The organism is Streptomyces sp. NPDC086147 (genome assembly GCF_040702165.1).
Classification (GTDB): Bacteria; Actinomycetota; Actinomycetes; order Streptomycetales; family Streptomycetaceae; genus Streptomyces.
Window position 1 is genome coordinate 146,911 of record NZ_JBFBJO010000009.1, and the last position, 24,877, is coordinate 171,787.

A 24,877-nucleotide genomic window follows, 5' to 3' on the forward strand; every position below is an offset into this window, starting at 1 on the left:
GTCAGACGCTTTCCGGTGCGGCGGCGCGTCGGCGGCGGACGACCAGGAAGACGCCGGTGCCGACGGCCAGGGTGGCGCCCACGCCGATGACGCCGGCCAGGCCGCCGGAGAGGCGTTCGGCGGCGACGCCCTGGACGCCGTAGTCGGCGAGCGGGGAGTCGGCGGTGGCGTGCTCGTACTCCTCGGCCTTGGCGTCGATGCCCTTGTCGGCGGCGACCTTCTCCAGGCCGTCGGGGCTGGCGGAGGCGTAGAAGGAGACGAAGCCGGCGAGGACGAGGGCGGTGACGAGGCCGCCGATCCACAGCTTCCTGGGGGAGCCCTGGGCGGGAGCGGCCGGGGCGGCGGGCTCGGCGTCGACCAGTTCGCCGCCCACCCGGAGCTTGAGCGGGGCGGTCAGGCCGCGCGCGCCGTACACCAGGTCGGGGCGGACGGCGAGGACCGCGCCGACGGTCAGCATGGTGATGACGGCCTCGCCGACGCCGATGAGGACGTGCACGCCGACCATCGCGGTGAGGACCTTGCCGACGGGGACGTCGGTGGTGCCGCCGATCGCGTAGATCAGGGTGAAGGCGGCGGCCGCGGCCGGTACGGAGACGAGCGCGGCGGCGAAGGAGGCGGCGGTCACCGAGCGGCGGGTGCGCGGCAGGACCAGGACGAGGCCCCGGAAGAGCGCGTAGGCCACGACGACGGTGACGACGCCCATGACGTCGATGTTCACGCCGAGCGCGGTGAGGCCGCCGTCCGCGAAGAGGACGCCCTGCATGAGCAGGACGACCGATATGCACAGGACGCCGGTCCAGGGGCCGACGAGTATCGCGGCGAGCGCGCCGCCGAGGAGGTGTCCGCTGGTCCCGGCGGCGACCGGGAAGTTCAGCATCTGGACGGCGAAGACGAAGGCCGCGACGAGTCCGGCGAGCGGTGCCGTCTTCTCGTCGAGTTCGCGGCGGGCTCCGCGCAGGCTGACGGCGACGGCGCCGGCGGCGACGACACCGGCGACGGCCGATACGGGGGCGTTGATGAATCCGTCAGGTACATGCACGTCGGCATGATGGGCGCTCCTGCGAAGGCCTTGCAAGAGCGCACGGGTCACATCATGGCCGCACCTTTCCCCGCATGAGCCGTGCGATCACGGGGAAGGAGTGCCACATTGGCCTATAAGAGGACAAAAGTCAGGAGCCACCGATGGCCACCGCACCCGCCCCCGCCGTCGACGACCGCGCCAAGGGTCGGATCATCACCGACGCGCCGCTCTCCCGACCCGTCCCGGTGGCCCTGCGCTACGACCCCGGCTACTCCCCCGCGACCGTCCGCTTCGTCTTCCCCGGCGCCGTCGAGTGGTCCTTCCCGCGCGCCCTCCTGGAGACGGGCCTGCGGACCCCGACCCGGCGCGGCGACATCGGCGTCTGGCCCTGCGGCCGGGTGCAGACGGTGGTGGAGTTCCACACGGAGGAGGGGGTGGAGGTCGTCCAGTTCGACACCGCCGCCCTGGCCCGGTTCCTGCGCCACACGTACTCCTCGGGACCTTCCGCCACCGCCCGCACGGCGGGCCCGGGCACGCGAACGCCGTCGGCGCGTCGCTGACGGGCGACACGCCGACGGCGTCGGGCTGCCGGGCGCACGGACCGGATCCCGGCCCGCACGCCCTTCACGAGGCCGGACTCAGACCTTCACGAGGTCCGGCTTCTCCTCCGAGCCGGTTCCGCCGACGTGCGCGGCGAGTCCCTCGCCCTCCACGTCCACGTTCGGCAGGGCCCGGTCCAGCCACTTCGGCAGCCACCAGGCCTTGTGGCCGAGCAGCGCGAGGACGGCCGGGACGATCGCCATGCGGACCACGAAGGCGTCGAAGAGGACCGCGACGGCCAGGCCGAAGCCGATCATCTTGATCATCTGGTCGGTCATCCCGATGAAGCCGGAGAAGACCGCGATCATGATCACCGCGGCGGCGGTGACCACCCGGGCGCTGTGCCGGAAGCCGGTCACGATCGCCTCGCCGGGACGCTCGCCGTGCACGTACGCCTCCCGCATCCGGGTGACGAGGAAGACCTCGTAGTCCATCGCGAGGCCGAAGACGACGCCCACCATGAAGATCGGCATCATCGACATGATCGGGCCGGTCTGCTCGACCCCGAAGAGGCTTCCGAGCCAGCCCCACTGGAAGACCGCGACGACCGCGCCGAGGGCCGCGACCACCGAGAGCAGGAAGCCGAGGGCCGCCTTCAGGGGGACGAGGACCGAGCGGAAGACCAGGGTCAGGAGGAGGAAGGCGAGGCCGACGACGAGGGCCAGGTAGGGCACCAGGGCGTCGTTCATCTTCTGCGAGAAGTCGATGTTCATCGCGGTGGCGCCGGTGACGAGGACGTCGTCGCCGGTGGCGTCGCGGATGTCGTGGACCAGGTTCTCGGTGGCGGCGGAGGACGGGCGGTCCTTCGGGACCACCGTGATCATCGCGGCGTCGCCGGCCTTGTTCGGGGTCGCCGGGGTGACGGCGGCCCAGCCTTCGAGCTTCTTGATCGCGGAGACCGTCTCGTCGGCGGCGGACTTGTCGCCGTCGACGACGACGAGCAGCGGGCCGTTGAAGCCGGGGCCGAAGCCGTCGGACAGCATGTCGTACGCCCGGCGCTCGGTGGTGGAGACCGGCTTCACGCCGTCGTCCGGCAGGCCCATCTCCAGGGAGGCGGCGGGCACCGCGATCGCGCCGAGGCCGAGGACGCCGACGAGGAGCACGAGCACGGGGCGGCGGATGACGAAGCGGGCCCAGCGGGTGCCGCCGTTCGGCTTCTCCTCCTTGCCGGACTTGCCGTCCTCACCCGCGACGGACGCCGCGCCCTTGCGCTGCTTGCGGCCCACGACCTTGTCGCCGGCGAAGCCGAGCAGGGCCGGGATGAGGGTGAGCGCGATGAGGACGGCGATGACGACCGTGCCTGCGGCGGCGAAGCCCATCTTCGTCAGCATCGGGATGTTGACGACGGCCAGGCCGACGAGGGCGATGACGACGGTGAGTCCGGCGAAGACGACGGCGGAGCCGGCGGTGCCGGTCGCGCGGCCCGCGGCCTCCTCCTTGTCGCGGCCCTCGGCCAGCTCCGCGCGGTAGCGGGAGACGATGAAGAGGGCGTAGTCGATGCCGACCGCGAGGCCGATCATCATCGCGAGGGTGGAGGTGGTGGAGCCGAGGTCGAGGACGTTCGCGAGCGCCGTGATCGAGGAGACGCCGATGCCGACGCCGATGATCGCGGTGAGCAGCGGGAGTCCGGCGGCGACGAGCGAGCCGAAGGTGACGACGAGCACGATGCCGGCGATGACCACGCCGACGATCTCGCCCGCGCCGGTCTCGGGCATGGTCTGGAGGGCGTCGCCGCCGACCTCGACCGTCAGGCCCTTGCCCTGCGCCTGGTGCCCGGCCTCCTTGAGGGCCTCGCGCGTCGCGTCGGTCAGCTCCATGGCGTTGACCTTGTACGCGACGGAGACGTAGGCGGTGGAGGCGTCCTGGGAGACGGCCTGGGCTGTGTACGGGTCGGCGACCGAGACGATCTGGTCCGAGCCCGACTTCAGCGCGGCGACGGTCTCCTCGACGACGGCCTTGTGCGCCGGGTCGGTCACCTTCTGGCCCTCGGGGGCCTTGAAGACGACGCGGGCGGTGGCTCCGTCGGCCCCGGCGCCCGGGAACCGCTCTTCGAGCAGGTCGAAGGCGCGCTGGGCCTCGGTGCCGGGGATCGAGAAGGAGCTGGAGGTGGCGGCGGGCGCGGTCGCGGCGCCGACGCCGGCGAGCGCGAGGAGCGCCACCCAGAGGAGGGCGACGAGCCGTCGGCGCCGGAAGGCGGAACGACCCAGTTTGTACAGGAACGTGGCCACGGGGGCGTACTCCCGGTGTTGAGGGACAGGGGCATGGGGAGCCGGCCCGACGGCGTGAGCGGCGCGACGTCAGGTGGAGAGGGCGGTGCGGGTGGTGCGAGTGGTGCCGGGGGCCTCCGGGGAGGTCCCGTGGGGCCGGGGCCTCCGGAGAGGTCCCGTGGGGCTCAGACGCCGAGTGAGGGGAGCACCACGGCGTCGACGTAGGCGCTGAGGAACGCGTGGTCGACCGGCTGATCCTCGATCAGCGGGCGGGCGACGAACGCTCCGATCAGCATGTGCGGGACGAGCTTCAGCGCCGGGTTGCCGGCGTCGACCTCGCCCCTGCGGACCGCCCGGCGCAGCACTTCCTCGAAACCGTTCATCTCGGGTTCGATGAGGAGCTCGCGCAGCGCCCGGTGCAGGTCGGGGTTGTCGTGGACGGCATGGGCCAGGCCCCGCATCAGCGCGGAGTCCTTCTCCATCTGGCAGTCGTCGGTCCGTTCGAGCATGACCCGGAAGTCGCCGCGCAGGGAGCCGGTGTCGATCTCGGAGAGGTCGGCCGGCTTGTTGGCGCGCAGCGCCCGGGCGACCAGCTCGGGCTTGCTCCCCCACTGGCGGTAGAGGGTGGCCTTGCTGGAGTGGGTGCGGGCGGCGACGGCGTCCATGGTGAGGGCGTCGTAGCCGACCTCGCGGAGGAGGTCGAGCACGGCCGCGTACAGCTCGGACTCCCGCTCGGGAGTGAGTCTGCTGCGCGCCATGCCGGGTCTCCTGCTTCAGCGACCCTTCCGCGGACCGGGGAAGGGCGAACGAAACGGTTTCGTACAGTACAAAGGTACCCCCGCCCCCAGCGAAACGAAACCGTTTCGTACGTGTCCTGGGCCACATCCGGGCCCCCTCCCGCGTACCCGCCCGCAAACACGTACGAGTTGCCACGCCCCCTCCGCCCGGAAAGCATGGGGAGGTGAGTGACGACGTCGCGTATCTCCGCTTTCCGCACCTCCACGACGACCTGCTGTGCTTCGCCGCCGAGGACGACCTCTGGATCGCCCCGCTCGCGCCCGAGGGGCGGCGACCGGAGCGGGCCTGGCGCCTCACCGTCGACCGCACCCGGGTCGGGCACCCGCGCTTCTCGCCGGACGGGCGCCACATCGCGTACACGAACTGGCGCAGCCTCGACCCCGAGATCCACCTCGTCCCGGTCGACGGCGGGGCCGCCCGGCGGCTCACCCACTGGGGCTCGACCGACACCCGGGTCTGCGGCTGGACGCCCCCCGACAAGGACGGCCGCTCCGAGATCCTCGCCGTCTCCTCGCACGGGCAGCCCTTCTCGTACTACTCGTGGGCCTACACCGTGCCCACCGACGGCACCCCCGGCCGCCGGCTGCCCTGGGGCCCGGTCTCCGACATCACGGTCACCGACGACACCACCGCCCCCGGCCACGACGGCGAGCGGTGCACGCTGCTGCTGACGGGCAAGCCGCCGCACGAGCCCGCCGCCTGGAAGCGGTACCTGGGCGGCGCCACCGGCCGCCTCTGGCTGCACGGCAGGCGGCTGCTGCCGGACATCGGCGGGCACCTGGACTGCCCGATGGCCGTGGGGGGCCGGATCGCGTTCCTCTCCGACCACGAGGGCGTCGGCAACCTGTACTCCTGCCGGCCCGACGGCACCGACCTGCGCCGCCACACCGACCACGCCGAGTTCTACGCCCGGCACGCCTCCAGCGACGGGCGGCGGGTCGTCTACCAGTGCGCGGGCGAGCTGTGGACCGTGGACGCCCTCACCCCCGACTCCCGGCCCCGCCGCCTCGAAGTGCGGCTCGGCGGGCAGCGCGTGGGACGGCGGAGCTACCAGGTGCCCGCCGCCCGCCACATCGACTCCCTCTCCGTCGACGAGACCGGCCGGGCCAGCGCCGTCTCCGTCCGGGGCAGCCTGTACTGGCTGACGCACCGCGACGGCCCGGCCCGCACGATCATCGACTCCCCCGGCGTCCGGGTCCGGCTGCCCGAGATGCTCGGCAGCGGCGGCCAGGTCGCGTACGTCACCGACGCCGACGGCGAGGACGCCGTCGAGGTCGCCCACCTGCCGCGCGCCAGCGGCGACCGTCCGCCGCGCCGGCTCGCCTCCGGGGACCTCGGGCGGGTCGAGGAGCTGGTCTCCGACCCGGACGGCGAGCGGCTCGCCCTCGCCTCCCACGACGGCCGGCTCCTGCTCCTGGACGCGAGCGAGGAGTCCAACGGCGAGGTCAGCGAGCTGATCAGGTCGGTCAACGGGCCTGTCCGCGACCTCGCCTTCTCCCCCGACGGCGACTGGCTGACCTGGTCCCACCCCGGCATCGGCCGCTCCCTGCGCTCCATCAAGATGGCCCGGATCTCGGGCCCGGGCGCCCGCACGGTCGTGGACGTCACCAACGGGCGCTTCGAGGACGAGAACCCGGTCTTCACCCGGGACGGGCGCTACCTCGCCTTCCTCTCCTGGCGCGGCTTCGACCCGGTGTACGACGTGCACACCGGCGACCTGTCGTTCCCGCTGGGCTGCCGCCCCTACCTCGTACCGCTCTCCTCCGCGACCCCGTCCCCCTTCGCGCTGCTCCCGGACGGACGCCCGGCGGCCGGCGGCCTGGACCCGGCCGACGACGACACGGCGCCGGCGGAGGGCACGGTGACGGTGGAGATCGAAGGGCTCGCCGAGCGGGTCACGCCGTTCCCGGTGGCCGCCTCCAAGTACTCCGGGCTGCACCCGGTCAGCGGCGGCGGCCTGGTCTGGCTGCGCTGGCCCATCTCGGGCGCGCTCGGCGAGACCTTCGCCAACCCGGCCGACACCTCGGGCCGCCCCACCCTGGAGCACTTCTCCATCACCAAGGCCCGCAAGAGCGAACTCGCCTCCGACCTGGACTGGTTCGCGGTCAGCGGCGACGGCACCCGGCTCGTCGTCGCGGACGAGGGCGAGCTGCGGGCGGTGCCCGCGACCGAGGCCGGGGACGGCGACTCGACCGTCTACCTGGACCTGCGGCGCATCCTGCACGAGGTCGACCCGGGCGCCGAGTGGCGGCAGGCCTTCGACGAGGCCGGACGGATCGTCCGCGCCTACTTCTGGGAGCCCGGCATGGGCGGGGTGGACTGGACGGCGGTCCTCGACCAGTACCGGCCGCTGGTCGAACGGGTCTCCTCCCCCGACGAGTTCGCCGACCTGCTGCGCGAGGTGATGGGCGAGCTGGGCACCTCGCACGCGTACGTCACCCCGGCCCGCCGCAACGAGGGCCCGCCGCACTACCAGCGGCCCATGGGCCTGCTCGGCGCCAACCTCGTGCTCCGGGAGGCCGGATGGACGGTGAAGCGGATCCTGCCCGGCGAGTCCTCCGACTCCAAGGCCCGCTCCCCGCTCGCCGGTACGGGCATCCGCGAGGGCGCCGTCCTCACCCACGTCGACGGGCGGCCGGTGGACCCGGTCGCCGGGCCGTACCCGCTGCTCTCCGGCACCGGCGGCACCACCGTCGAGCTGACCTTCACCCCCGCCGAGGGCGAGGGGCGGGCCCGCCGCGTCGCCGTCGTCCCGCTCGTCGACGAGCGTCCGCTGCGCTACCAGGACTGGGTCGCCAAGCGCCGGACCGTGGTCCGCGAACTCAGCGGCGGGCGCTGCGGCTACCTCCACATCCCCGACATGGGCGGCTCCGGCTGGGCGCAGTTCAACCGCGACCTGCGCATGGAGGTCTCCCGGCCGGCCCTGATCGTGGACGTGCGCGGCAACGCGGGCGGCAACATCAGCGAGCTGGTCATCGAGAAGCTGACCCGCCGGATCCTCGGCTGGGACCTGACGCGCAACGCCCAGCCCGTCAGCTACGCCTCCAACGCGCCGCGCGGCCCCGTCGTCGCCCTCGCCGACGAGGCCACCTCCTCCGACGGCGACATGATCACCGCCGCCTTCAAGCTCCTGGGCCTCGGCCCGGTCGTCGGCCAGCGCACCTGGGGCGGGGTCGTCGGCATGACCGGCCGCCACCGGCTCGGGGACGGCACGCAGATCACGGTGCCGATGAACGCGGCCTGGTTCCCCGAGTACGGCTGGTCCCTGGAGAACCACGGCGTCGAGCCCGACCTCGCGGTCCTGCGCACCCCGCTGGACTGGGCGGAGGGCCGCCACGCCCAGCTCGACGACGCCGTCCACGTCGCCCTCGCGCTCCTGGAGGAGACCCCGGCGGCGAGCCCCCCGGCGTACGAGGAACTCCCGGACCGCTCCCGCCCGAAGCTGCCGCCGAGGCCGGAGGGCTGAGTTCCCTCACCCCACCCCGTACGCCAGGTCGAGTTCGTACGACGTGCCCGGGCGGCCGTCCAGCACCACGCTCCCGACCGCGCCGAAGCCGACCCGCCCGAGCACGGCCCTCGATCCCGGGTTGTCGAGGGTCGTGACGGCGGTCAGCCGGCTCAGCCCGTACTCCTCGCGGGCCAGCCGGCACACCTCCCGGACCCCGGCCGTCGCGACCCCGCGCCCGGCGGCCCGCTCGGCGACCCGGTAGCCCAGCTCGGCGCCCCCGTCGGCGACGTCGACCAGGTTGAACCGCCCGAGGACCTCCCCGCCCTCCCCCACGAGCACGTGGAAGTGGACCGCCCCGGTCTCCTGCTCGTCGAGCAGCGCCCGGTGCCGCTCCTCGAACCCGCTGAAGTAAGCGTCGCCCCGATCGGGCACGGACGCGGCGAAGTAGCCCCGGTTCTCCCGCTCGAACACGAGCAGGGCGGGGGCGTGGTCGGAGCGCAGACGTTCGAGTACGGCCATGGGCGCCACCGTACGGAGATCCGGCGGCGGGCGCGCGGGAGTTGTGGGCGGTGGCCGGAAACGCGCGGAGGCGCACCCGGTCTCCCGGGTGCGCCTCCGGTGCGAACCGGCGGACGTCAGGCCTGGCGGCCCTGGGGTCGGCGGTCCTGGGGCCGGCGGTCCTGGACCTCCTGCTGGGCGCGGTCCTGCGCGTCCTGGGAGCGGTCGCGGCCCTGGGAGGCGCGCTCGGACGCCTCGTCCTTCGCCTTGCCCATGGCCTCCTTGGCCTGGTTCTTGAGCTGTTCGGCCTTGTCCTTGAACTGGTCCTGCACGCCCATGGAAGTTCACTCCTGTGAGAGGTGTGGGGGAGGTCGGGGACGTGGTGTCCCCGGCCTCGATCAGCCTCGCACGAGCGAACATTCCGCGCATTTCGATCAGTTACGGACCGTGAAGGACGGAGGTCGGGCGCGGGGGCCGGGGGTCAGACCCGTTCCGTCCGCTCCTGCTCGTCGGCCGCGCCGCCCGCGCCCACGAGGCCCTTGGAGACCGTGTTGAGGCGCGGCTCGAAGCGCCTCATCTCGCGCTGCCCCACGGTCGCGATCACGCCGGGCAGGTAGCCGCGGATCGACTGCATCCCGCGCAGCCACCACTGGGCGTAGACGTGCGGCGAGCGCCGCTCGATGCCCTCGACGATCCGGTCGACGGCCGGGCCGAGGGGGTACGTGCGGTTGGACGGCCAGGGCAGCCGCTGGCGCAGCTCCCGCATGACGTCGTCCTCGTCGGCGCCCCGCACCATGTCCGTGTCGGTCCAGGAGAGGTAGCCGACGCCGACCTTCACGCCCTTGTACGCCACCTCGGCGCGCAGGCTGTGCGCGAAGGCCTCCACGCCCGACTTGGAGGCGCAGTACGCCGTCATCATCGGGGCCGGGGTGATCGCGGCGAGCGAGGCGATCTGGAGGAAGTACCCGCGGGACTCCATGAGGACGGGCAGGAACGCCCGGCCGGTCACGGCGCCGCCGATCAGGTTGACCTCGATGACCCGCCGCCAGGCGGCCGGGTCGGAGTCGACGAACGGGCCGCCCGACGCGACGCCGGCGTTGGCGACGACGATGTCGACCTTCCCGAACCGCTCCTTCACCTCGGTCGCGACCCGGGCCATCGCCTCGTGGTCGGTGACGTCGGCGTGCCACCAGTCGGCCTCCGTGTGGAGCCGGCCCGCGACCTCCTTGAGCTGCTCCGGCTCCAGGCCGACGAGCGCGATCTTCGCGCCGCGCGCGGAGAGCTTGCGGGCGAGGAGTTCGCCGACGCCGCGGGCCCCTCCGGTGACGACCGCGACCTGTCCTTCGAGACTCACCCTGCTCATGCGTCCTCCTTGGCGTTCACGGTGGCGGTGTCCTTCACGCCCAGGTACGTGAGGGTCAGTTCGCGGATCTGCGCGGTGACGGCCTCCGGGGCCTCCACCGGGGTCATGTGGCCCATGCCGGGCAGCTCGACGAAGCCCGTGCAGTGCGGCAGCGCCTCCGCGAGGGCGCGGGAGTGGGCGGCCGGGGTGAGCCGGTCGGCGGTGCCGACGAGCACGGCGACCGGCAGCCGCAGCGCCCGGACGTCCCGTTCGAGGTCGAGCCCGGCGAGGACCTGCGACCAGCCGTGGCGCGGGCCGCGCGGGCAGGCGTGCACGATCCGGGCGCAGGCGTCGACCTTCTCCGGCGCCGAACCGGGGCCCATGGTCGCGTACTTGAGGACCTTCTTCGAGACGGCGTTGACCGGTCCGAGCGGCGCCTTGGAGCCGAGGACGGCCGCGGTGAGCCGGGTGCGCAGGCCGCCGGGCCGCAGCGGTACGACGGTGGCCTCGGCGGTCAGCCGCGAGGGGCCGGTGGAGCAGAGCAGGACGGCGGCGGCGTGGTCGCGCAGTCCGTGGCGCTCGGCGGCGGCCATGATCGTCATGCCGCCCATGGAGTGCCCGGCGAGAACGGCCCGCTCGCCGGTGGCGAGGGTGGCGGAGAGCACCGCCTCCAGGTCGTCGGCGAGCGCGGTGGTCGAGTAGCCGCCGGGGCCGGGGTCGGGCGAACGCCCGTGGCCGCGCTGGTCGTAGGCGATGACCCGGTGGTCGGCGGCGAGCGCCCGTATCTGCTCGGCCCAGAAGGCGATGGAGCAGGTCCAGCCGTGGGCCAGGACGACGGCGGGGGCGCCCTCGGGGCCGTACACCTCGACGTGGATGCGGGAGCCGTCGGTGGAGGTGACGGTGAGTTCGCGGGCTCCGGGGAGCGGGGTCAGGTGCCGGCTCACTGGGCGGCCTCCTTCGTGCGGGACGGACGGTTCTTGGCGGCCGGGGCGGTCCTGGGCGCGCGGATCACCTCGTACTCGGAGAGGTCGACCTGCCGGGTCTCGCGCCGGAACTCGCCGGTGGTGCCCGGCCAGAGGGTGGTGTTGCGGCCGTTGGCGTCGAGGTACCAGCTCTCGCAGCCGCCGGACTTCCAGACGGTCCGCTCCATCCGGGCCTGCACCTTGCGGTTCCAGGAGTGGACGGCGGAGGGCCGGGCGGCGAGGGCGGCGCGCCCGCCGAGGACGTTGAGCTGGCGCAGGTAGTCGGCCAGGTAGTTCAGCTGGGACTCGATCATCAGGATCATCGAGGAGTTCCCGAGGCCGGTGTTGGGGCCGATGATCGTCATCCAGTTGGGGAAGCCGGCGGCGGTGGCGCCGCGCAGCGACTCCATGCCGTCCTTCCAGGCGTCGGCGAGCGAGTGCCCGTCGGCCCCGAAGACGCGCGAGGCGATCGGCATGTCGGTGACGTGGAAGCCGGTGCCGAAGACGATCGCGTCGACCTCGGTCTCGCTGCCGTCGGCGCCGACCAGGGTCGAGCCGCGGACCTCGCGCAGACCGGAGGCGACGACGTCGACGTTGGGCCGCGCGACCGCCGGGTAGTACGTGTTCGACAGCAGGATCCGCTTGCAGCCGATGCGGTACGAGGGGGTCAGCTTGGCCCGCAGCACCGGGTCCTTGACCGCCCTGGCGATGTTGGCCTTGGCGAGCTTCTCGACGAGGCCCAGCTCGCCGGGGTGCTTGGTGAAGGCGCCGACCTGGAGCTCGCGGATGCCCCAGAGCAGGCCGCGGCGCAGGGTGGCGGTGGCGGGCAGGGCGCGGTGCAGCCGGCGCTCGACGCCCGTGATGTTCCGGTCCATGCGGGGCATGACCCACGGGGGCGTGCGCTGGAAGAGCGTGAGCTTCCGGACCTGCGGCTGGATCGCGGGCACGATCTGGATGGCGGAGGCGCCGGTGCCGATCATGGCGACACGCTTGCCGGTGAGGTCGTAGTCGTGGTCCCAGCGGGCCGAGTGGAAGACCTTGCCGGGGAAGTCGGCGAGCCCCGGAACGTCCGGCACCTTGGGGTCGGAGAGCGGGCCGGTGGCGGAGACGACGACCTCGGCGCTGAAGGAGCCGGCGGAGGTCTCGATCTCCCAGCGCAGCGCGTCGGCGTCCCACTCCATCCGCAGCACCTCGTGGTTCAGGCGCAGGTGCGGCCGGATCCCGAAGGTGTCGGTGACGTGCTCCAGGTACGCGCGGATGTGCCGCTGCCCGGAGAAGGTGCGGGGCCAGTCCGGGTTGGGCGCGAAGGAGAAGGAGTACAGGTGGGAGGGGACGTCGCAGGCGCAGCCGGGGTAGCTGTTGTCGCGCCAGGTGCCGCCCACGGAGTCGGCCCGCTCCAGGACCACGAAGTCGGTGATGCCCTCGCGGCGCAGCCGGACGGCGGCCCCGAGGCCGCCGAATCCCGATCCGATCACCGCCACCCGTACGTGCTCGTGCTTCGCCATGCCGCCTCCCGTGCGCCCGGCTGATTCCGCCAGCAATCACTGGCATGGTGGGGACTGTAGAGCAGCTCCCTACCGAGCGGTAGGGGTACGACGAGGGAAAGTTACCGGCGGTACAACATAGGCTGGCGGGCGTGGCAGAAGGATCGAGTCCCGGGACGGGCGGACACGAGGGACCGGGCGCGGGCGGCGACCCGGCGGACACGGGCGCGGGCGCACCGGCGGGCGCGGGCCCGGCGGCGGGCGGCGCGACGGGCGCGGCGGCCGAGGGGGGCGTGCGCGAGTACCGCATGGAGGAGCTGGCGGCCGCCGCCGGCATCACCGTGCGCACCCTGCGCTTCTACCGCGAGCGCGGACTGATCCCGCCGCCCCGCCGCGAGGGCCGGATCGCCTGGTACGACGAGCAGCACCTGGCCCGGCTGCGGACCATCGCCGCCCTCCTGGAGCGCGGCCACACCCTCAACGGCATCGCCGACCTCACCACCGCCTTCGAGAGCGGCCGGAACGTCCGCGAGGTCCTCGCCATCGACGTCCCCAGCGAGGAGGAGCCGGTCCGGCTCACCCCCGGGGAGCTGGCCGACCACTTCGCGGGCGAGGTCACACCCGAGAACCTGGCCGCCGCCCTCGACCTCGGCTACCTCGTCACCGACGGCGAGGAGATCGTCCACATCAGCCGCCGGCTGCTCGACGTCTCCGCCGCGCTCGTCCGCGAGGGCGTGCCGCTCGCGGAGGTCCTCAAGGCGGGGGCGAGGGTCCGCGAGCACGCCGAGGCGCTCGCGGACCTCTTCACCGAGCTGCTCCGCGCCCACGCGGCCGAGCAGGACCTGTGGCGGCTGCGCCCGCTCGCGAAGAGCGTGGTGGAGGCGGAGCTGTCGATGGCCCTGGACCGCCGCCTGCGCGACGGCCCCTGAGACGCCCCTACAGGTCGTAGACGGCGGTGACGGGCGCGTGGTCGCTCCACCGCTCGTCGTGGGTGGCGGCCCGCTCGACGTACGCCTTCACGGCCCTGGCGGCGAGGCCGGGCGTGGCGATCTGGTAGTCGATGCGCCAGCCGCTGTCGTTGTCGAAGGCGCGTCCGCGGTAGGACCACCAGGAGTAGGGCCCCTCCTGGTCGGGGTGGAGCTCCCGGACGACGTCCACGTACCCGCCGTCGCCCTCGTCGAGGACCCGGGTCAGCCACTCCCGCTCGTCGGGCAGGAAGCCGGCCTTCTTCTGGTTGGCCTTCCAGTTCTTGAGGTCGGCCTCGCGGTGGGCGATGTTCCAGTCGCCGCAGACGACCACCTCGCGCCCGTCGGCGGCGGCGCGGGCGCGGAGGTCCTTCAGGTACGGCAGGAACTCGCCCATGAAGCGGTACTTCTCGTCCTGCCGCTCGGTGCCGACCTCGCCGGAGGGCAGGTAGAGGCTGGCGACGGTCACGCCGGGCAGGTCGGCCTCGACGTACCGGCCGCTGTCGGCGAACTCCAGGCACCCGAAGCCGACCCGGACCGCGTCCGGCTCGCGCCGGGTGTAGAGGGAGACGCCCGCCCGGCCCTTGGCGGTGGCGGGGGCGTGCACGGCGAACCAGCCCTCGGGCGCCCGCACCTCCGGGGGCAGCTGGGCCTCCTCGGCGCGCACCTCCTGGAGGCAGAGGACGTCGGCGGAGGTGCCCGCCAGCCACTCGACGAAGCCCTTCCTGGCGGCGGCGCGGAGACCGTTGACGTTAGCTGTCGTGACAGTGAGCATCCCGGGAGAATACCGACACCCACGACCCGCACACACGTACGATGAAACGCATGAACATCCGTCCCACCCCCTATGACCACCCCGATGCCGTCAAGCTCGACGACGCGGTCCAGGCGGAGTACGCCGTCCGCTACGGCGACGAGGGCGACGTCACACCGCTGGACGCCGGGATGTTCGTCCCGCCCCGCGGCCTCTACCTGCTCGCGTACCACCCGGAGGGCCACCCCCTCGCCACCGGCGGCTGGCGCACGCAGGACGCGAACGACCACGGCTACGCGGACGGCGACGCCGAACTCAAGCGCATGTACGTGATCCCCGAGGCCCGCGGCCTGGGTCTGGCCCGCCGCATCCTCGCGGCCCTCGAAGCCGACGCCCGCGCCGCCGGCCGCGTCCGCATGGTCCTGGAGACGGGCACGGCCCAGCCGGAGGCCATCGCCCTCTACGCTTCCAGCGGCTACGCCCCGTGCCCGAAGTTCGGCCACTACCGCGACCACCCGGAGAGCCGCTGCTACGCGAAGTCCCTGGTCTGACGGCCACTCCAGGAGCGCCCACCGGACGTCGAGCCGCGTGTCAGGAGCGATTCCGTCGATCGCCCCCGCCCTTCACCGGGCCGACAGGACCGCCTACTTGCCGATCCCGCCCGCCGGGCGGCGGCGGTAGGCCCTCGCGGTGCCGAGCCCGATGAGGACGCTGGGAAGGACGACGAGGATTCCGTTGACGACCGCGTCCCGGTCACCGATCAGGAACGTCACCAGAGAAGACAGAGCGAAGACGCTGACACCCGTCACCACCAGGAACAGCGCGAGCTCGTTCCACCGGTTCTTCGAACTGTGGGTCACGCTCCGCATTATTGCCCCGGGGTGCCGCACGGCCTCGCGCCGCCTCACCGGAGGACCGGGAAATACGAGGCCCGTTCCCCCGGTCGGCGGGAGCCGTTTCCCGCGTTCTCGGGCAGGCCGATCTCCCCGGAAAAGCAGAAATCCCGTCCGATTGTTCAATCGGACGGGATTCCCGGTGTCTGTGGACCTGTGGGGATTTGAACCCCAGACCCCCTCGATGCGAACGAGGTGCGCTACCAGACTGCGCCACAGGCCCTTGCGACGTGTGAAACATTAGCACCCCGACCGACGAGAACAAAAATCGCTTCCGCCGCAGGTCAGCCGAGGCCGTAGCGGGGACCGGCGCACCTTCGGCGCATGACGAACGCGGCGGGGGCCCGCCCGGTGGTCCGATGAGCGGCTGGTGGGGCTGCCCGGAGGACGCCTACGAAGGCCGGCGCCGCTCCTCCCGCCGGATCGGCTCGTCCCGGTACTGCCACCTGATCTCGGTCAGCGCGTCCTCCGCCTCCCTGCGGATCTCCGGGTGGGGATGGTCGAGGAACCGTTCGGCGAGCGGTATCGCCGCCCTGTCGTGCGTGGAGCCGAGGGCCGACAGGACGTAGACGAGGAGCGGGCGCTCGAAGCGGTCCGCCGCGGCGGCGAGCGGTTCCACCAGCGGGAGGGGGAGCGTGTAGCGCGTGCCCGCCGTGCAGACGGCGTGCAGGGCGGACTCCAGGACCGCCCCGTCCTCGTCCTCCGACAGGGCGATCCGGGCCATGCGTCCGACCACCCGCTCGGCGTCCTCCCGCGTCAGCAGGCCCGCCTCCAGGAGGTCGTCGACGGAGTCGAGGCAGGCGCTCCGGGACGGCGTGGCCGGGTCGTCGAACTCCTTCCAGGCCTTCTCGACCCGTGCCGTCGGGTTCTCGTATCCGTCCATGGGCGGAGCCTAGAGAGACGTCCGCCCGCCGGGTCACTCGTTGGCGGCCCGGGGGCGGTCGTCGTCCGCGTACTGGTCGAAGAGCGGGGTGCGGCCGTGGTCGCGGTCGCGGCGGGGGGCGGCGGGGCGCTTGCGGGGGGCCGGGGCGGGGGTCGGGTCGGCCGCCGTGGAGGAGCGGGCCGCGCTCCAGGTCTCCGGGTCCGTGATGTCGACGCCGCCGGACGCGCGCGGGGCGACCGGGGCGGTGACGTACGTGGGGAGCGGGACCGGGACCGGGTCCCAGCTGTCGCCGCGGGCCGGGCCGCGGTCGCGCTGCTGGTCCACCCACTCGGCGTGGTCGGTCTGTTCGACCAGGGCGCGCCGGTCCGCCTCCTGCGGGGAGACCGCCGGGGCCGTCGCGGGCGCCGGGTCGGCCTCCGGTTCGGGCGTCGGGGCGGGGCGGCGGCTCTCGCGCAGCCGGGCCGCCGCCGCTTCGGCGCGGCGCCGGTCCATCACGTACACGAAGCGGCGCCGCTCCTGGATCCGCAGGTGGACGATGTACGCGCTGAGGAGCAGGGCGGGGGCGGCGGGCGCCCACAGGAAGGGGACGCCGCCGACGGCCGCGACGACCGCGCCGAGCGTGAAGGCGAGGAAGAGGAGGATCGTGGTGCGGCGGCGGCGGGCGAGGACCTTGCCGCGGCGGGCGCGCTCGGCGGCGCCCGGGGCGGGGCGGGGCGGGGCGGACGCGGGTTCCGGTTCGCGGTGCGACTCGCGGTTCGGGTCGCGTCCCGGTTCACGGCCCTGCGCGTGATCCGGGGCGCGGTCCGACGCGCGGTCACGGTCGCGGTCCGGGAGTTCCAGGCGCGCTTCCGTCCTGGCCGCGGGCGCGGAGAAGGCCCGGACGTCGACCGAGCCGAGATGCTCGGTCGCCGCGTCCGGGTCGACGTCGGGCGTCGGGTCCTCCGCCGTACGGTCCCGCTCCTTCAGCTCCCTGGCGTAACGGCGCTCCATGCCCGCCCGTCCGGAAAGCAGCCGGATGGCGGTGCTGAAGCGCTCCGTCGGACGTGCTTCGTTCAGCTCGTCCTGCCTGCGGAGCCACATCGGTACCAAGTAGGCGGCCCAGGCCCCGACGATGACTGCGTAGATGAGGCCGCTGCTGCTCACGGTTCACACGGTAGAGGGGTTCGCACGAGGGCATAGGCCAATTGGCCCGGTGTGTCGCACGATCTGGCTGATATCACTGAACTTTTTTGTGATTGTTCAGATCGATTGACCGCCCACTACTGATTAAATTCGAACACTTATTTCATTCTTGCCTGGCGCCAGCGCCTCAGCAGCCCTTCCGGCACCTCTTCCGCCGTGAGCGCGAACACCAGGTGGTCCCGCCACGCCCCGTCGATGTGGAGGTAGCGGGGCCGCAGCCCCTCCTCGCGGAAGCCCAGCTTCTCCACGACCCGGCGCGAAGGGCCGTTCTCCGGGCGGATGCACACCTCGACGCGGTGCAGGCCGACCGTGCGGAAGCAGTGGTCCACGGCGAGCGCGACCGCCGTCGGCATCACCCCGCGCCCGGCCACCGCGCTGTCCACCCAGTACCCCACGTGCCCGGAGCACATCGAGCCCCAGGTGATCCCGGCCACCGTCAACTGGCCGACCAGCCGCCCCTGGTACTCGATCACGAACGGCAGCATCCGGCCCGCGTTCGCCTCCGACCGCAGGTGGCGCACCATCTGACGGTAGGTCGGGCGCTGGGCGGCCGGGCCGCCCGGCGGCGGCGGCGGGACCGTCGCCTCCCACGGGCGCAGCCACTCGCGGTTGCGCCGGTTCACCTCGCGCCAGGCCGCGTGGTCCCGCATCCTTATCGGCCGCAGGACGACGTCGCCGTCGACGAGGACCGCGGGCCAGGACGGGATCACGACGGTCTCGGATGGTCGCCGCCGCGGATCTGGTCGACGGCGTGCCGCAGCAGCGGCTCCAGGACGGCCAGGCCGTCCCGCACCCCGCCCGTCGATCCGGGCAGGTTCACGATCAGGGTGGTGCCCGCGACCCCGGCGAGGCCCCGGGAGAGCGCCGCCGTCGGCACCTTCTCCCGGCCGTACGCGCGAATGGCCTCCGGGATGCCCGGGATCTCCCGCTCCAGGACCCGGCGGGTCACCTCGGGGGTCAGGTCGGTGGGCGAGATCCCCGTGCCGCCGGTGGTGACCACCAGGTCGTACCCGGCCGCCACGGCCGCCCGCAGCACCGCCTCGACGGGCTCGCCGTCCGGGACGACCTGCGGCCCCTCGACCGCGAACCGCAGCGCGGTCAGGGCCTCGGCGATCAGCGGGCCGCCCTTGTCCTCGTACACCCCGGCCGCCGCCCGGTTGGAGGCGGTGACGACCAGGGCCGAGTAGGCGTCCGCCGGGGTCTCCCCCGGCGCGGCGGACCCGGCGGGCTCCGGGTGCCCGTGCGTCCCCGCCACCCCGTCGGCGCGCGTCACGACTCGCCCCGCGCCCAGCGGCCCGACTTGCCGCCCGTCTTCTCCTCCACCCGCACGTCGGAGATGACCGCGCCCTTGTCGACCGCCTTCACCATGTCGACGACCGTCAGGGCCGCCACCGAGACCGCCGTCAGGGCCTCCATCTCGACGCCCGTGCGGTCCGTCGTCCTCACGGTCGCCAGGATCTCGACCGCGTCGTCCGCGACCGACAGGTCGAGCGTCACGCCCGAGACGGCCAGCGGGTGGCAGAGCGGGATCAGGTCGGGCGTCTTCTTCGCGCCCATGATCCCGGCGATCCGGGCGGTCGCGAGCGCGTCGCCCTTCGGGACGCCCTCGCCGCGCAGCAGCTCGATCACGCGCGGCGAGACGAGGACCCGTCCGCTGGCACGCGCCGTGCGGGCCGTGACGTCCTTCGCGGAGACGTCGACCATGCGGGCCGCCCCCGCCTCGTCGATGTGGGTGAGACCTTGCTGCGTGCTCATGGCCGTGACACTCCCGGTCGCTGGGTGGGACGAGACACCGTACCCCCACCCTGGCCCCCTCAGCCGAGGAGGACCACTTCCAGCTCGGCGCCCGGCTCCACGCTCTCCGTCCCCTCCGGGACCACGAGCAGGCAGTCCGCGTGCGCGAGGGCCGCGATCAGATGGGAGCCGGCACCGCCCACGGGAGTGACGGCGCCGGTCTCCCGGTCGTACACCCCGCGCAGGAACTGGCGGCGGCCCGCCGGGGAGCGCAGGGGGCCGTCCACGTCGAGGACCGCCCGCACCCGCGGCCGGTGCAGGTCCCCCACCCCCATCAGGGCGCGGATCGCGGGACGGACGAACAGCTCGAAGGAGACGTACGAGGAGACCGGGTTGCCCGGCAGGGCGAGCAGCGGGATCCGGTCGGCGCCGATCGCGCCGAAGCCCTGCGGCTTGCCCGGCTGCATGGCCAGCTTGCGGAAGTCGACCTCGCCGTCGCCGGTCAGCGCCTCCTTCACCACGTCGTACGCGCCGACGCTGACCCCGCCCGTGGTCACGATCAGGTCCGCCCGGATGAGCTGGTCCTCGATGGCGGAGCGCAGCGACTCCGCGTCGTCGGCGACGGCCCCCACCCGGTAGGCGAGGGCTCCGGCGTCCCGCGCGGCGGCGGCCAGCGCGAAGCTGTTGGAGTCGTGGATCTGCCCCGGGCCCAGCGGCTCGCCCGGCTGGACCAGCTCGCTGCCGGTGGAGATGACGACGACCCGGGGGCGGGGCCGCACCCGGACCGTGCCGCGCCCGATCGCGGCGAGCAGCCCGATCTGCGGCGGCCCGAGGACCGTGCCGGCGGCGAGGGCCAGCTCTCCGGCGCGGACGTCGCTGCCCCCCGCGCGCACATGGGCGCGGGCCTCGGCGGCGCGGTGCACCCGGACCTCGCCGGCCGCGCCCTCGGGTGCGGTGCTCGCGGCGCTCATGCCGGTGGCCGCGCCCCCGCCCGTACCGCCGTCGGTCCACTCGACGGGGACGACGGCCTCGGCGCCGGGCGGCAGCGGGGCGCCGGTCATGATCCGGGCGGCCTGGCCGGGGCCGACCTCGGGCAGGCCGTCCGCGCCGGCCGCGACGTCGCCGATCACCGTGAGGACGGCGGGGAACTCCTCGGTGGCCCCGGCGACGTCGGCGACCCGGACCGCGTAGCCGTCCATGGAGCTGTTGTCGAAGGGGGGCAGCGCGGCCGGCACCGTCACGTCCTCGACGAGGACGCAGCCCTGCGCGTCGAGGAGTTGCAGCTCGATGGGTTCGAGCGGGCTCACGGACGCGAGGACGTCGTCCAGGTGCTCGTCGACCGTCCACAGGTCGCGGGCCGGGCCCGCGCAGGGGTCGGGCGCGCCCTTCTCCCGGTCCTCGTCGTGGTCGTCGTGGGACGGCGACGGTGCCGTGCTGCTGCTCAAGGCCTACATCTCCTCGCTGACGTATCTCCGGAGCCAGGCCCGGAAGTCCGGTCCCAGATCTTCACGTTCGCACGCGAGTCTGACAATGGCACGCAGATAGTCCCCCCGGTCGCCGGTGTCATAGCGGCGCCCCTTGAAGACGACGCCGTGCACCGGTCCGCCGATCTTCTCGTCCGAGGCGAGCTTCTGCAGGGCGTCGGTGAGCTGGATCTCCCCGCCGCGGCCCGGCTCGGTCTCCCGCAGGGTGCCGAAGACGGCCGGGTCCAGGACGTAGCGGCCGATGATCGCGTAGTTGCTGGGCGCCTCGCCCGGTTCGGGCTTCTCCACCAGGTCCGTCACCTTGACGACGTCCACCTCGGCGGTGGCCTCGACCGCCGCGCAGCCGTACAGGTGGATCTGCGAGGGCTCGACCTCCATCAGGGCGATCACGCTGCCGCCCTCCCGCTCCTGGACCTCCACCATCCGCGCGAGCAGCGGGTCGCGCGGGTCGATCAGGTCGTCGCCGAGGAGGACCGCGAAGGGCTGGTCGCCGACGTGCGGGGCGGCGCACAGGACGGCGTGGCCGAGGCCGCGCGGGGCGCCCTGGCGGACGTAGTGCATGGTGGCGAGGTCGCTGGGCTCCTGGACCTTGGAGAGGCGCTCGGCGTCGCCCTTCCGGCTCAGGGCCTCCTCCAGCTCGTGGTTCCGGTCGAAGTGGTCCTCCAGGGGACGCTTGTTCCGGCCGGTGATCATCAGGACGTCGGAGAGGCCGGCCGCGACGGCCTCCTCGACGACGTACTGGATGGCCGGCTTGTCGACGACCGGCAGCATCTCCTTCGGCGTCGCCTTGGTCGCCGGGAGGAAGCGGGTGCCGAGACCGGCGGCCGGGATGACAGCCTTGCTGATCCGGCCGAGCCTGGGGAGCGACTGATTCATGCGGTGCACCCTAACGGTTCGGAATGAGAGAAAGATGTGGCTTCGATTAACTTCCTCCGCATAAAGGCAGTTACATGAGCTTCGCGTATTCACAGAGGACCGTCATGACACCGGAGATGTCCGAAAAGACCGTGCTGCGCAGTCGACTTCTGGGGGCCCGCGCCGCGCTGACTCCGGAATTCCTGGTGGAATCGGCCGGATCCTTCGCCCGCCAGGGGCTGGAACTGGCCGAGCTCGCCGGGGCTTCCACCGTCGCCGCGTACGTGTCCGTGGGCCGCGAGCCGGGCACGCGCGCGCTGCTCGACGCGCTCCACGCGCGCGGGGTGCGGGTCCTGCTCCCGGTGCTGCTCCCCGACAACGACCTGGACTGGGCCGCGTACGAGGGCCCGGACCGGCTCGCGCGGGCGGGCCGGGGGCTGCTCGAACCGGTCGGGCCCCGGCTCGGTCCGCAGGCCGTGTGCGGGGCGGACGCGGTGCTGCTGCCGGGCCTCGCGGTGGACGCGCGCGGGATGCGGCTGGGGCGGGGCGGCGGCTCGTACGACCGGGTCCTCGCCCGGATCGTACGGGCCGGCCGGGACCCGGCCCTGGTGGTCCTCCTCTACGCGGACGAGGTGGTCGGGCGGGTCCCGGAGGAACCGCACGACCACCCCGTGCACGCGGTGGTGACCCCGGAGGCGGTCGTCCGCTTCCGGGCCGCCCCTACGGGTTGAGGACCAGCGTGTCCCTGGTCGCCGCGTCGACCGCCGCCTTGCCGTGGGCCCAGTCGTACAGCTCGCCCTTCGCCCACGCGTCCGTCTGGTCGGTGTAGTGCGAGTGGAAGGCGTGGCCGGAGGCGCCGGTCAGGTTGACCCACCGGGACTTGTCCCAGTCGCCGACGTTGACGACCATCCGCATCGACGGGACCCAGATGACCTCGTAGCCGCCGGCCGCGTTCCAGCCGGTGGCGTCGACGGCCGCCTCGCCGCCGCCCAGGTTCCACGGGCCGCGGTTGAGGAGCCGCTGCACGGCGCCGGGTCCGGCGGTGCCGAGGGTCTGGTTCTTCAGCGTGAGCTGGTGCAGCCGGCCCCAGCTCCAGGTGGAGACGTCCTTGCCGAGCTTGGCGGTCAGCTCCCAGCGCGCGTCCTTCATGGCGCGGGCGAGCAGCTGGTCACGGGTCTCGGTGGCCTGGTCGGTGCGGTTGCCCGGGGTGGTCCACCACTCGTTCTTCTCCTGCTTGAGGAGCGGGCGGACGACCTCGTACCAGCGGTCGCCGCCGTCCGGCTGGGCCGAGTCGGCGTCGCGCTGGCCGCACTCGCGGACGAGCTTGTTCTGCTCGTCGACCGGGCCGGTGGCGTCGGCCGGGCGCACGTTGATGCAGTCGCCCTCGGCGCGCAGCTCCTTGGGCAGCTTGTCGCCGAAGGCGAGCTTGAGGACGTTGCGCCAGACCGCGTTGAAGTAGGCGGCGGCGGCCGAGTCGGGCTCCTGGGTGTAGTCCCAGCCCTCCAGCAGCTTCTGTGCCTCGCGGACGTGCGGGTCGGCGATGTCGATCTTGAGCAGGAGCGGGTTGAGCAGGGTCGCGATCTCGCTGCGGTTGTCCGTCTGCATGGTCCGCATGTCGTCCGGCGAGATCTTCCCGCCGTCCTTGGTCTTCGACTCGATCAGGTCGTTGATCCGCTGGCTGCGCGAGCCGTAGCCCCAGTCCTTGGTGAGCAGGTCGGGGTAGTTCTTCGGGTCGATCACGGCCTGGTTGGCGGTGACGATGTAGCCGCGCTCCGGGTTGTACTCGTAGGGCAGCTTCTCGAAGGGGACGTACTGCTTCTTCCACGCGTACGAGGAGTCCCAGCCGGGCGCGGGCAGGGTGCCGTCGCCCTTGGCGCGCTGCGGGATCTTGCCCGGGGACTGGTAGCCGATGTTGCCCTCGGTGTCCGCGTAGATCAGGTTCTGCGAGGGGACCTCGAAGTTCTCGGCGGCGGCCCGGAAGGAGGCGAAGTCCTTGGCGCGGTCGATGGCGAAGATCGCGTCCATCGACCGGCCGGGCTGGAGGGCGGTCCACTGGAGGGAGACGCCGTAGCCGGTGCCGCGGTCGGGGGCGGCGTTGCCGACGGGGGCCTTCTGGCCGACCGTCTCCAGTTCGGAGGAGCGGTCGGAGACCAGCGGGCCGTGCTCGGTGGAGCGGACGGTGATCTTCCGGTCGGAGGCGCCGGCGACCTTGATGGTCTCCTCGCGGACGGTGAAGGGCCTGACCTTGCCGTCGACGAGGTAGCCGTCGGGGCCGATCTTCTCCAGGTAGAGGTCGGTGACGTCGGCGCCCAGGTTGGTGAGGCCCCAGGCGATCTTGTCGTTGTGTCCGATGATCACACCGGGCATGCCGGAGAAGGTGTAGCCCGAGACGTCGTAGCGGCAGGTCGCCGAGACCGAGCGGCAGTGCAGGCCCATCTGGTACCAGAGGGACGGGAGCTGCGGCGCGAGGTGCGGGTCGTTGGCGAGCAGCGGCTTGCCGGAGGTCGTGTACTTCCCGGCGACGACCCAGGAGTTCGAGCCGATGCCGTTGCCGTTGGGGCCGAGCAGGGCCGGGACGCCGTCGAGGACCTCGGAGAGGGCGGCGAGCTGGGACGTCATGCCGTCGGAGGAGCCGCCGGAGCCGGTCGAGCCGCCGGAGCCGGAAGAGCCGTCGGAGCTCCCGGAGCCGGTGGAGCCGTCGGAACCGGTCGGGTTGCTGCCCGGGGTCTCGCCCGTCCCCAGGTCGTCGTCGCCCTCGCCCTTGGGGTCGAACTTCCCGGTGGACTCGTCGACCGCGCCCTTGTCCACGATCGGCTGGTGGAGCGCGTACGGGTACTCCGGGTAGAGCTGCTTGATCTGCGCCGGGGTCAGCCGGCTGGTGAGCAGCGAGCGGTCGATCTCGTCCTGCATGTTGCCGCGCAGGTCCCAGGCCATCGCCTTGAGCCAGGCCACCGAGTCGACCGGGGTCCACGGCTCGATCGCGTAGTCGTTGGTGAGGGCCAGGGCCGCGTACTCCACGGAGACGTCGCCCGGCTTCCGGTCCTTCAGGTAGGCGTTGACGCCCTCCGCGTACGCCTGGAGGTACTTCTTGGTCTCCGCCGACAGGACCTTGTCGTACTCCTCCTGCGCGACCCGGCGCCAGCCGAGCGTACGCAGGAAGGAGTCGGTCTCGACCTGGCCCTCGCCGAACATCTCGGAGAGCCGGCCCGCGGTCACGTGCCGGCGGACGTCCATCTCGTAGAACCGGTCCTGCGCCTGGACGTAGCCCTGCGCGCGGAAGAGGTCCTGCTCGTTGTCGGCGTAGATCTGCGGGACCCCGAGGGCGTCCCGCTTCACCTCCACCCGGCCCGAGAGCCCGTCGAGGCGGATCTCGCCGGTGGTCTGCGGGAACGAGGCCCGGACGGTGCTGACACCCCAGTACCCGCCGGCCCCGACGCCCGCGACCAGCACGAGGACCAGGAGGACGAGGAGCAGGCGGGCACGCCGCCCTTTCTTCTTGGCGGGGGGCGCGGACGTGTTGGAGGGCATCGCTGTCCTTCGAGGGGCAGGGTGGTCCTGGAGTACGGGAGCCACCTTAGGCGCAGCGTCCGGACGGCTCGGACGCGGTGTCAGGAAGAGAACCGTACTGGTGAGCGGACGAGCCACCGGGAAGGCGTCAAGAAAACGTTAAAGATTAGGTAAGGTAACGAAGTGTCGACCGCTGGAGGAACGTTCCAGCCGCATATGAGGGGAAGGATCGGCCACTGACTGTCCACCAGCTCAACGAA

At 72.9% G+C, this 24,877-nt stretch carries 23 protein-coding genes and 1 tRNA gene; 5 read left to right on the top strand and 19 right to left on the bottom strand.

Annotated elements, in window-relative coordinates:
• Position 1 precedes the first annotated feature (1 nt).
• On the bottom strand, positions 2-1,039 hold the full coding sequence (locus AB0398_RS21040) for an energy-coupling factor ABC transporter permease (protein WP_366377111.1): 1,038 nt from the start codon (positions 1,037-1,039) through the stop codon (positions 2-4).
• Positions 1,040-1,182: 143 nt separating this feature from the next.
• On the opposite strand from AB0398_RS21040, the gene AB0398_RS21045 reads away from it, so the two are divergent.
• Positions 1,183-1,581 carry an SsgA family sporulation/cell division regulator gene (locus AB0398_RS21045; RefSeq protein WP_366377112.1) on the top strand — a complete coding sequence of 133 codons (399 nt, stop codon included), beginning with the start codon at positions 1,183-1,185 and terminating at the stop codon, positions 1,579-1,581.
• 78 nt (positions 1,582-1,659) lie between these two features.
• Here AB0398_RS21045 and AB0398_RS21050 read toward each other — a convergent pair whose 3' ends face one another.
• Together AB0398_RS21050 and AB0398_RS21055 are read right to left on the bottom strand one after the other, a co-directional pair.
• Positions 1,660-3,849, bottom strand: coding sequence for an MMPL family transporter (locus AB0398_RS21050; protein WP_366377113.1), 2,190 nt, complete (start codon positions 3,847-3,849; stop codon positions 1,660-1,662).
• Between the two features lie 164 nt (positions 3,850-4,013).
• Entirely contained in the window at positions 4,014-4,586 is a 573-nt protein-coding gene (locus tag AB0398_RS21055) for a TetR/AcrR family transcriptional regulator (protein WP_366377114.1), read from the bottom strand.
• A 203-nt stretch (positions 4,587-4,789) separates the two neighbouring features.
• On the opposite strand from AB0398_RS21055, the gene AB0398_RS21060 reads away from it, so the two are divergent.
• Entirely contained in the window at positions 4,790-8,092 is a 3,303-nt protein-coding gene (locus tag AB0398_RS21060; RefSeq protein WP_366377115.1) for a S41 family peptidase, read from the top strand.
• Positions 8,093-8,098: 6 nt separating this feature from the next.
• Here AB0398_RS21060 and AB0398_RS21065 read toward each other — a convergent pair whose 3' ends face one another.
• The 5 genes from AB0398_RS21065 to AB0398_RS21085 all read right to left on the bottom strand — a co-directional run bounded on the left by AB0398_RS21065 (position 8,099) and on the right by AB0398_RS21085 (position 12,381).
• Entirely contained in the window at positions 8,099-8,593 is a 495-nt protein-coding gene (locus AB0398_RS21065; protein ID WP_366377116.1) for a GNAT family N-acetyltransferase, read from the bottom strand.
• A gap of 116 nt (positions 8,594-8,709) precedes the next feature.
• Complete coding sequence (locus AB0398_RS21070) at positions 8,710-8,910, bottom strand: hypothetical protein (protein ID WP_366377117.1); 201 nt, start codon at positions 8,908-8,910, stop codon at positions 8,710-8,712.
• 143 nt (positions 8,911-9,053) lie between these two features.
• Positions 9,054-9,935, bottom strand: a complete 882-nt coding sequence (locus tag AB0398_RS21075) for an SDR family oxidoreductase (protein WP_366377118.1) — start codon at positions 9,933-9,935, stop codon at positions 9,054-9,056.
• The gene (locus AB0398_RS21080) at positions 9,932-10,846 is read right to left on the bottom strand and encodes an alpha/beta hydrolase (protein ID WP_366377242.1); all 915 of its coding nucleotides are present in this window, start codon (positions 10,844-10,846) and stop codon (positions 9,932-9,934) included. The genes AB0398_RS21075 and AB0398_RS21080 overlap by 4 nt, the downstream gene beginning before the upstream one ends.
• 8 nt (positions 10,847-10,854) lie before the next feature.
• Positions 10,855-12,381, bottom strand: coding sequence for an NAD(P)/FAD-dependent oxidoreductase (locus AB0398_RS21085; protein ID WP_366377119.1), 1,527 nt, complete (start codon positions 12,379-12,381; stop codon positions 10,855-10,857).
• Positions 12,382-12,668: 287 nt separating this feature from the next.
• On the opposite strand from AB0398_RS21085, the gene AB0398_RS21090 reads away from it, so the two are divergent.
• Positions 12,669-13,289: a MerR family transcriptional regulator gene (locus tag AB0398_RS21090; protein ID WP_366377243.1), complete on the top strand. Its 621-nt coding sequence runs from the start codon at positions 12,669-12,671 to the stop codon at positions 13,287-13,289.
• A gap of 7 nt (positions 13,290-13,296) precedes the next feature.
• On the opposite strand, the gene AB0398_RS21095 is transcribed toward AB0398_RS21090, so the two are convergent.
• On the bottom strand, positions 13,297-14,100 hold the full coding sequence (locus AB0398_RS21095; protein WP_366377120.1) for an exodeoxyribonuclease III: 804 nt from the start codon (positions 14,098-14,100) through the stop codon (positions 13,297-13,299).
• Positions 14,101-14,150: 50 nt separating this feature from the next.
• Here AB0398_RS21095 and AB0398_RS21100 point away from each other — a divergent pair, with 50 nt between their 5' ends.
• Positions 14,151-14,630, top strand: coding sequence for a GNAT family N-acetyltransferase (locus tag AB0398_RS21100; RefSeq protein ID WP_366377121.1), 480 nt, complete (start codon positions 14,151-14,153; stop codon positions 14,628-14,630).
• A 93-nt stretch (positions 14,631-14,723) separates the two neighbouring features.
• Here the strand turns inward: AB0398_RS21100 and AB0398_RS21105 are convergent, their stop codons facing one another.
• From AB0398_RS21105 to galU, 9 genes are all read right to left on the bottom strand, one after another.
• Positions 14,724-14,939: a hypothetical protein gene (locus AB0398_RS21105; protein ID WP_366377122.1), complete on the bottom strand. Its 216-nt coding sequence runs from the start codon at positions 14,937-14,939 to the stop codon at positions 14,724-14,726.
• Between the two features lie 182 nt (positions 14,940-15,121).
• Positions 15,122-15,195 (bottom strand) — tRNA-Ala (locus tag AB0398_RS21110).
• A gap of 168 nt (positions 15,196-15,363) precedes the next feature.
• Entirely contained in the window at positions 15,364-15,855 is a 492-nt protein-coding gene (locus AB0398_RS21115; protein WP_366377123.1) for a hypothetical protein, read from the bottom strand.
• 33 nt (positions 15,856-15,888) lie between these two features.
• Complete coding sequence (glpR, locus tag AB0398_RS21120) at positions 15,889-16,998, bottom strand: gephyrin-like molybdotransferase receptor GlpR (protein WP_366377124.1); 1,110 nt, start codon at positions 16,996-16,998, stop codon at positions 15,889-15,891.
• A 137-nt stretch (positions 16,999-17,135) separates the two neighbouring features.
• On the bottom strand, positions 17,136-17,747 hold the full coding sequence (locus AB0398_RS21125) for a GNAT family protein (RefSeq protein WP_161373234.1): 612 nt from the start codon (positions 17,745-17,747) through the stop codon (positions 17,136-17,138).
• A complete protein-coding gene (locus AB0398_RS21130) occupies positions 17,744-18,214 on the bottom strand; it encodes a MogA/MoaB family molybdenum cofactor biosynthesis protein (RefSeq protein ID WP_366377244.1) in 471 nt (156 codons plus the stop codon). The genes AB0398_RS21125 and AB0398_RS21130 overlap by 4 nt, the downstream gene beginning before the upstream one ends.
• A gap of 92 nt (positions 18,215-18,306) precedes the next feature.
• Positions 18,307-18,792, bottom strand: coding sequence for a cyclic pyranopterin monophosphate synthase MoaC (gene moaC, locus AB0398_RS21135; protein ID WP_366377125.1), 486 nt, complete (start codon positions 18,790-18,792; stop codon positions 18,307-18,309).
• Positions 18,793-18,851: 59 nt separating this feature from the next.
• Positions 18,852-20,120: a gephyrin-like molybdotransferase Glp gene (gene glp, locus AB0398_RS21140; protein WP_366377245.1), complete on the bottom strand. Its 1,269-nt coding sequence runs from the start codon at positions 20,118-20,120 to the stop codon at positions 18,852-18,854.
• 99 nt (positions 20,121-20,219) lie between these two features.
• Entirely contained in the window at positions 20,220-21,131 is a 912-nt protein-coding gene (gene galU, locus AB0398_RS21145) for a UTP--glucose-1-phosphate uridylyltransferase GalU (protein WP_366377126.1), read from the bottom strand.
• A 104-nt stretch (positions 21,132-21,235) separates the two neighbouring features.
• On the opposite strand from galU, the gene AB0398_RS21150 reads away from it, so the two are divergent.
• Positions 21,236-21,841, top strand: a complete 606-nt coding sequence (locus AB0398_RS21150) for a 5-formyltetrahydrofolate cyclo-ligase (protein WP_366377127.1) — start codon at positions 21,236-21,238, stop codon at positions 21,839-21,841.
• On the opposite strand, the gene AB0398_RS21155 is transcribed toward AB0398_RS21150, so the two are convergent.
• On the bottom strand, positions 21,831-24,638 hold the full coding sequence (locus AB0398_RS21155) for a penicillin acylase family protein (protein ID WP_366377128.1): 2,808 nt from the start codon (positions 24,636-24,638) through the stop codon (positions 21,831-21,833). The two genes, AB0398_RS21150 and AB0398_RS21155, sit on opposite strands and share 11 nt — an antisense overlap.
• Positions 24,639-24,877 lie beyond the last annotated feature (239 nt).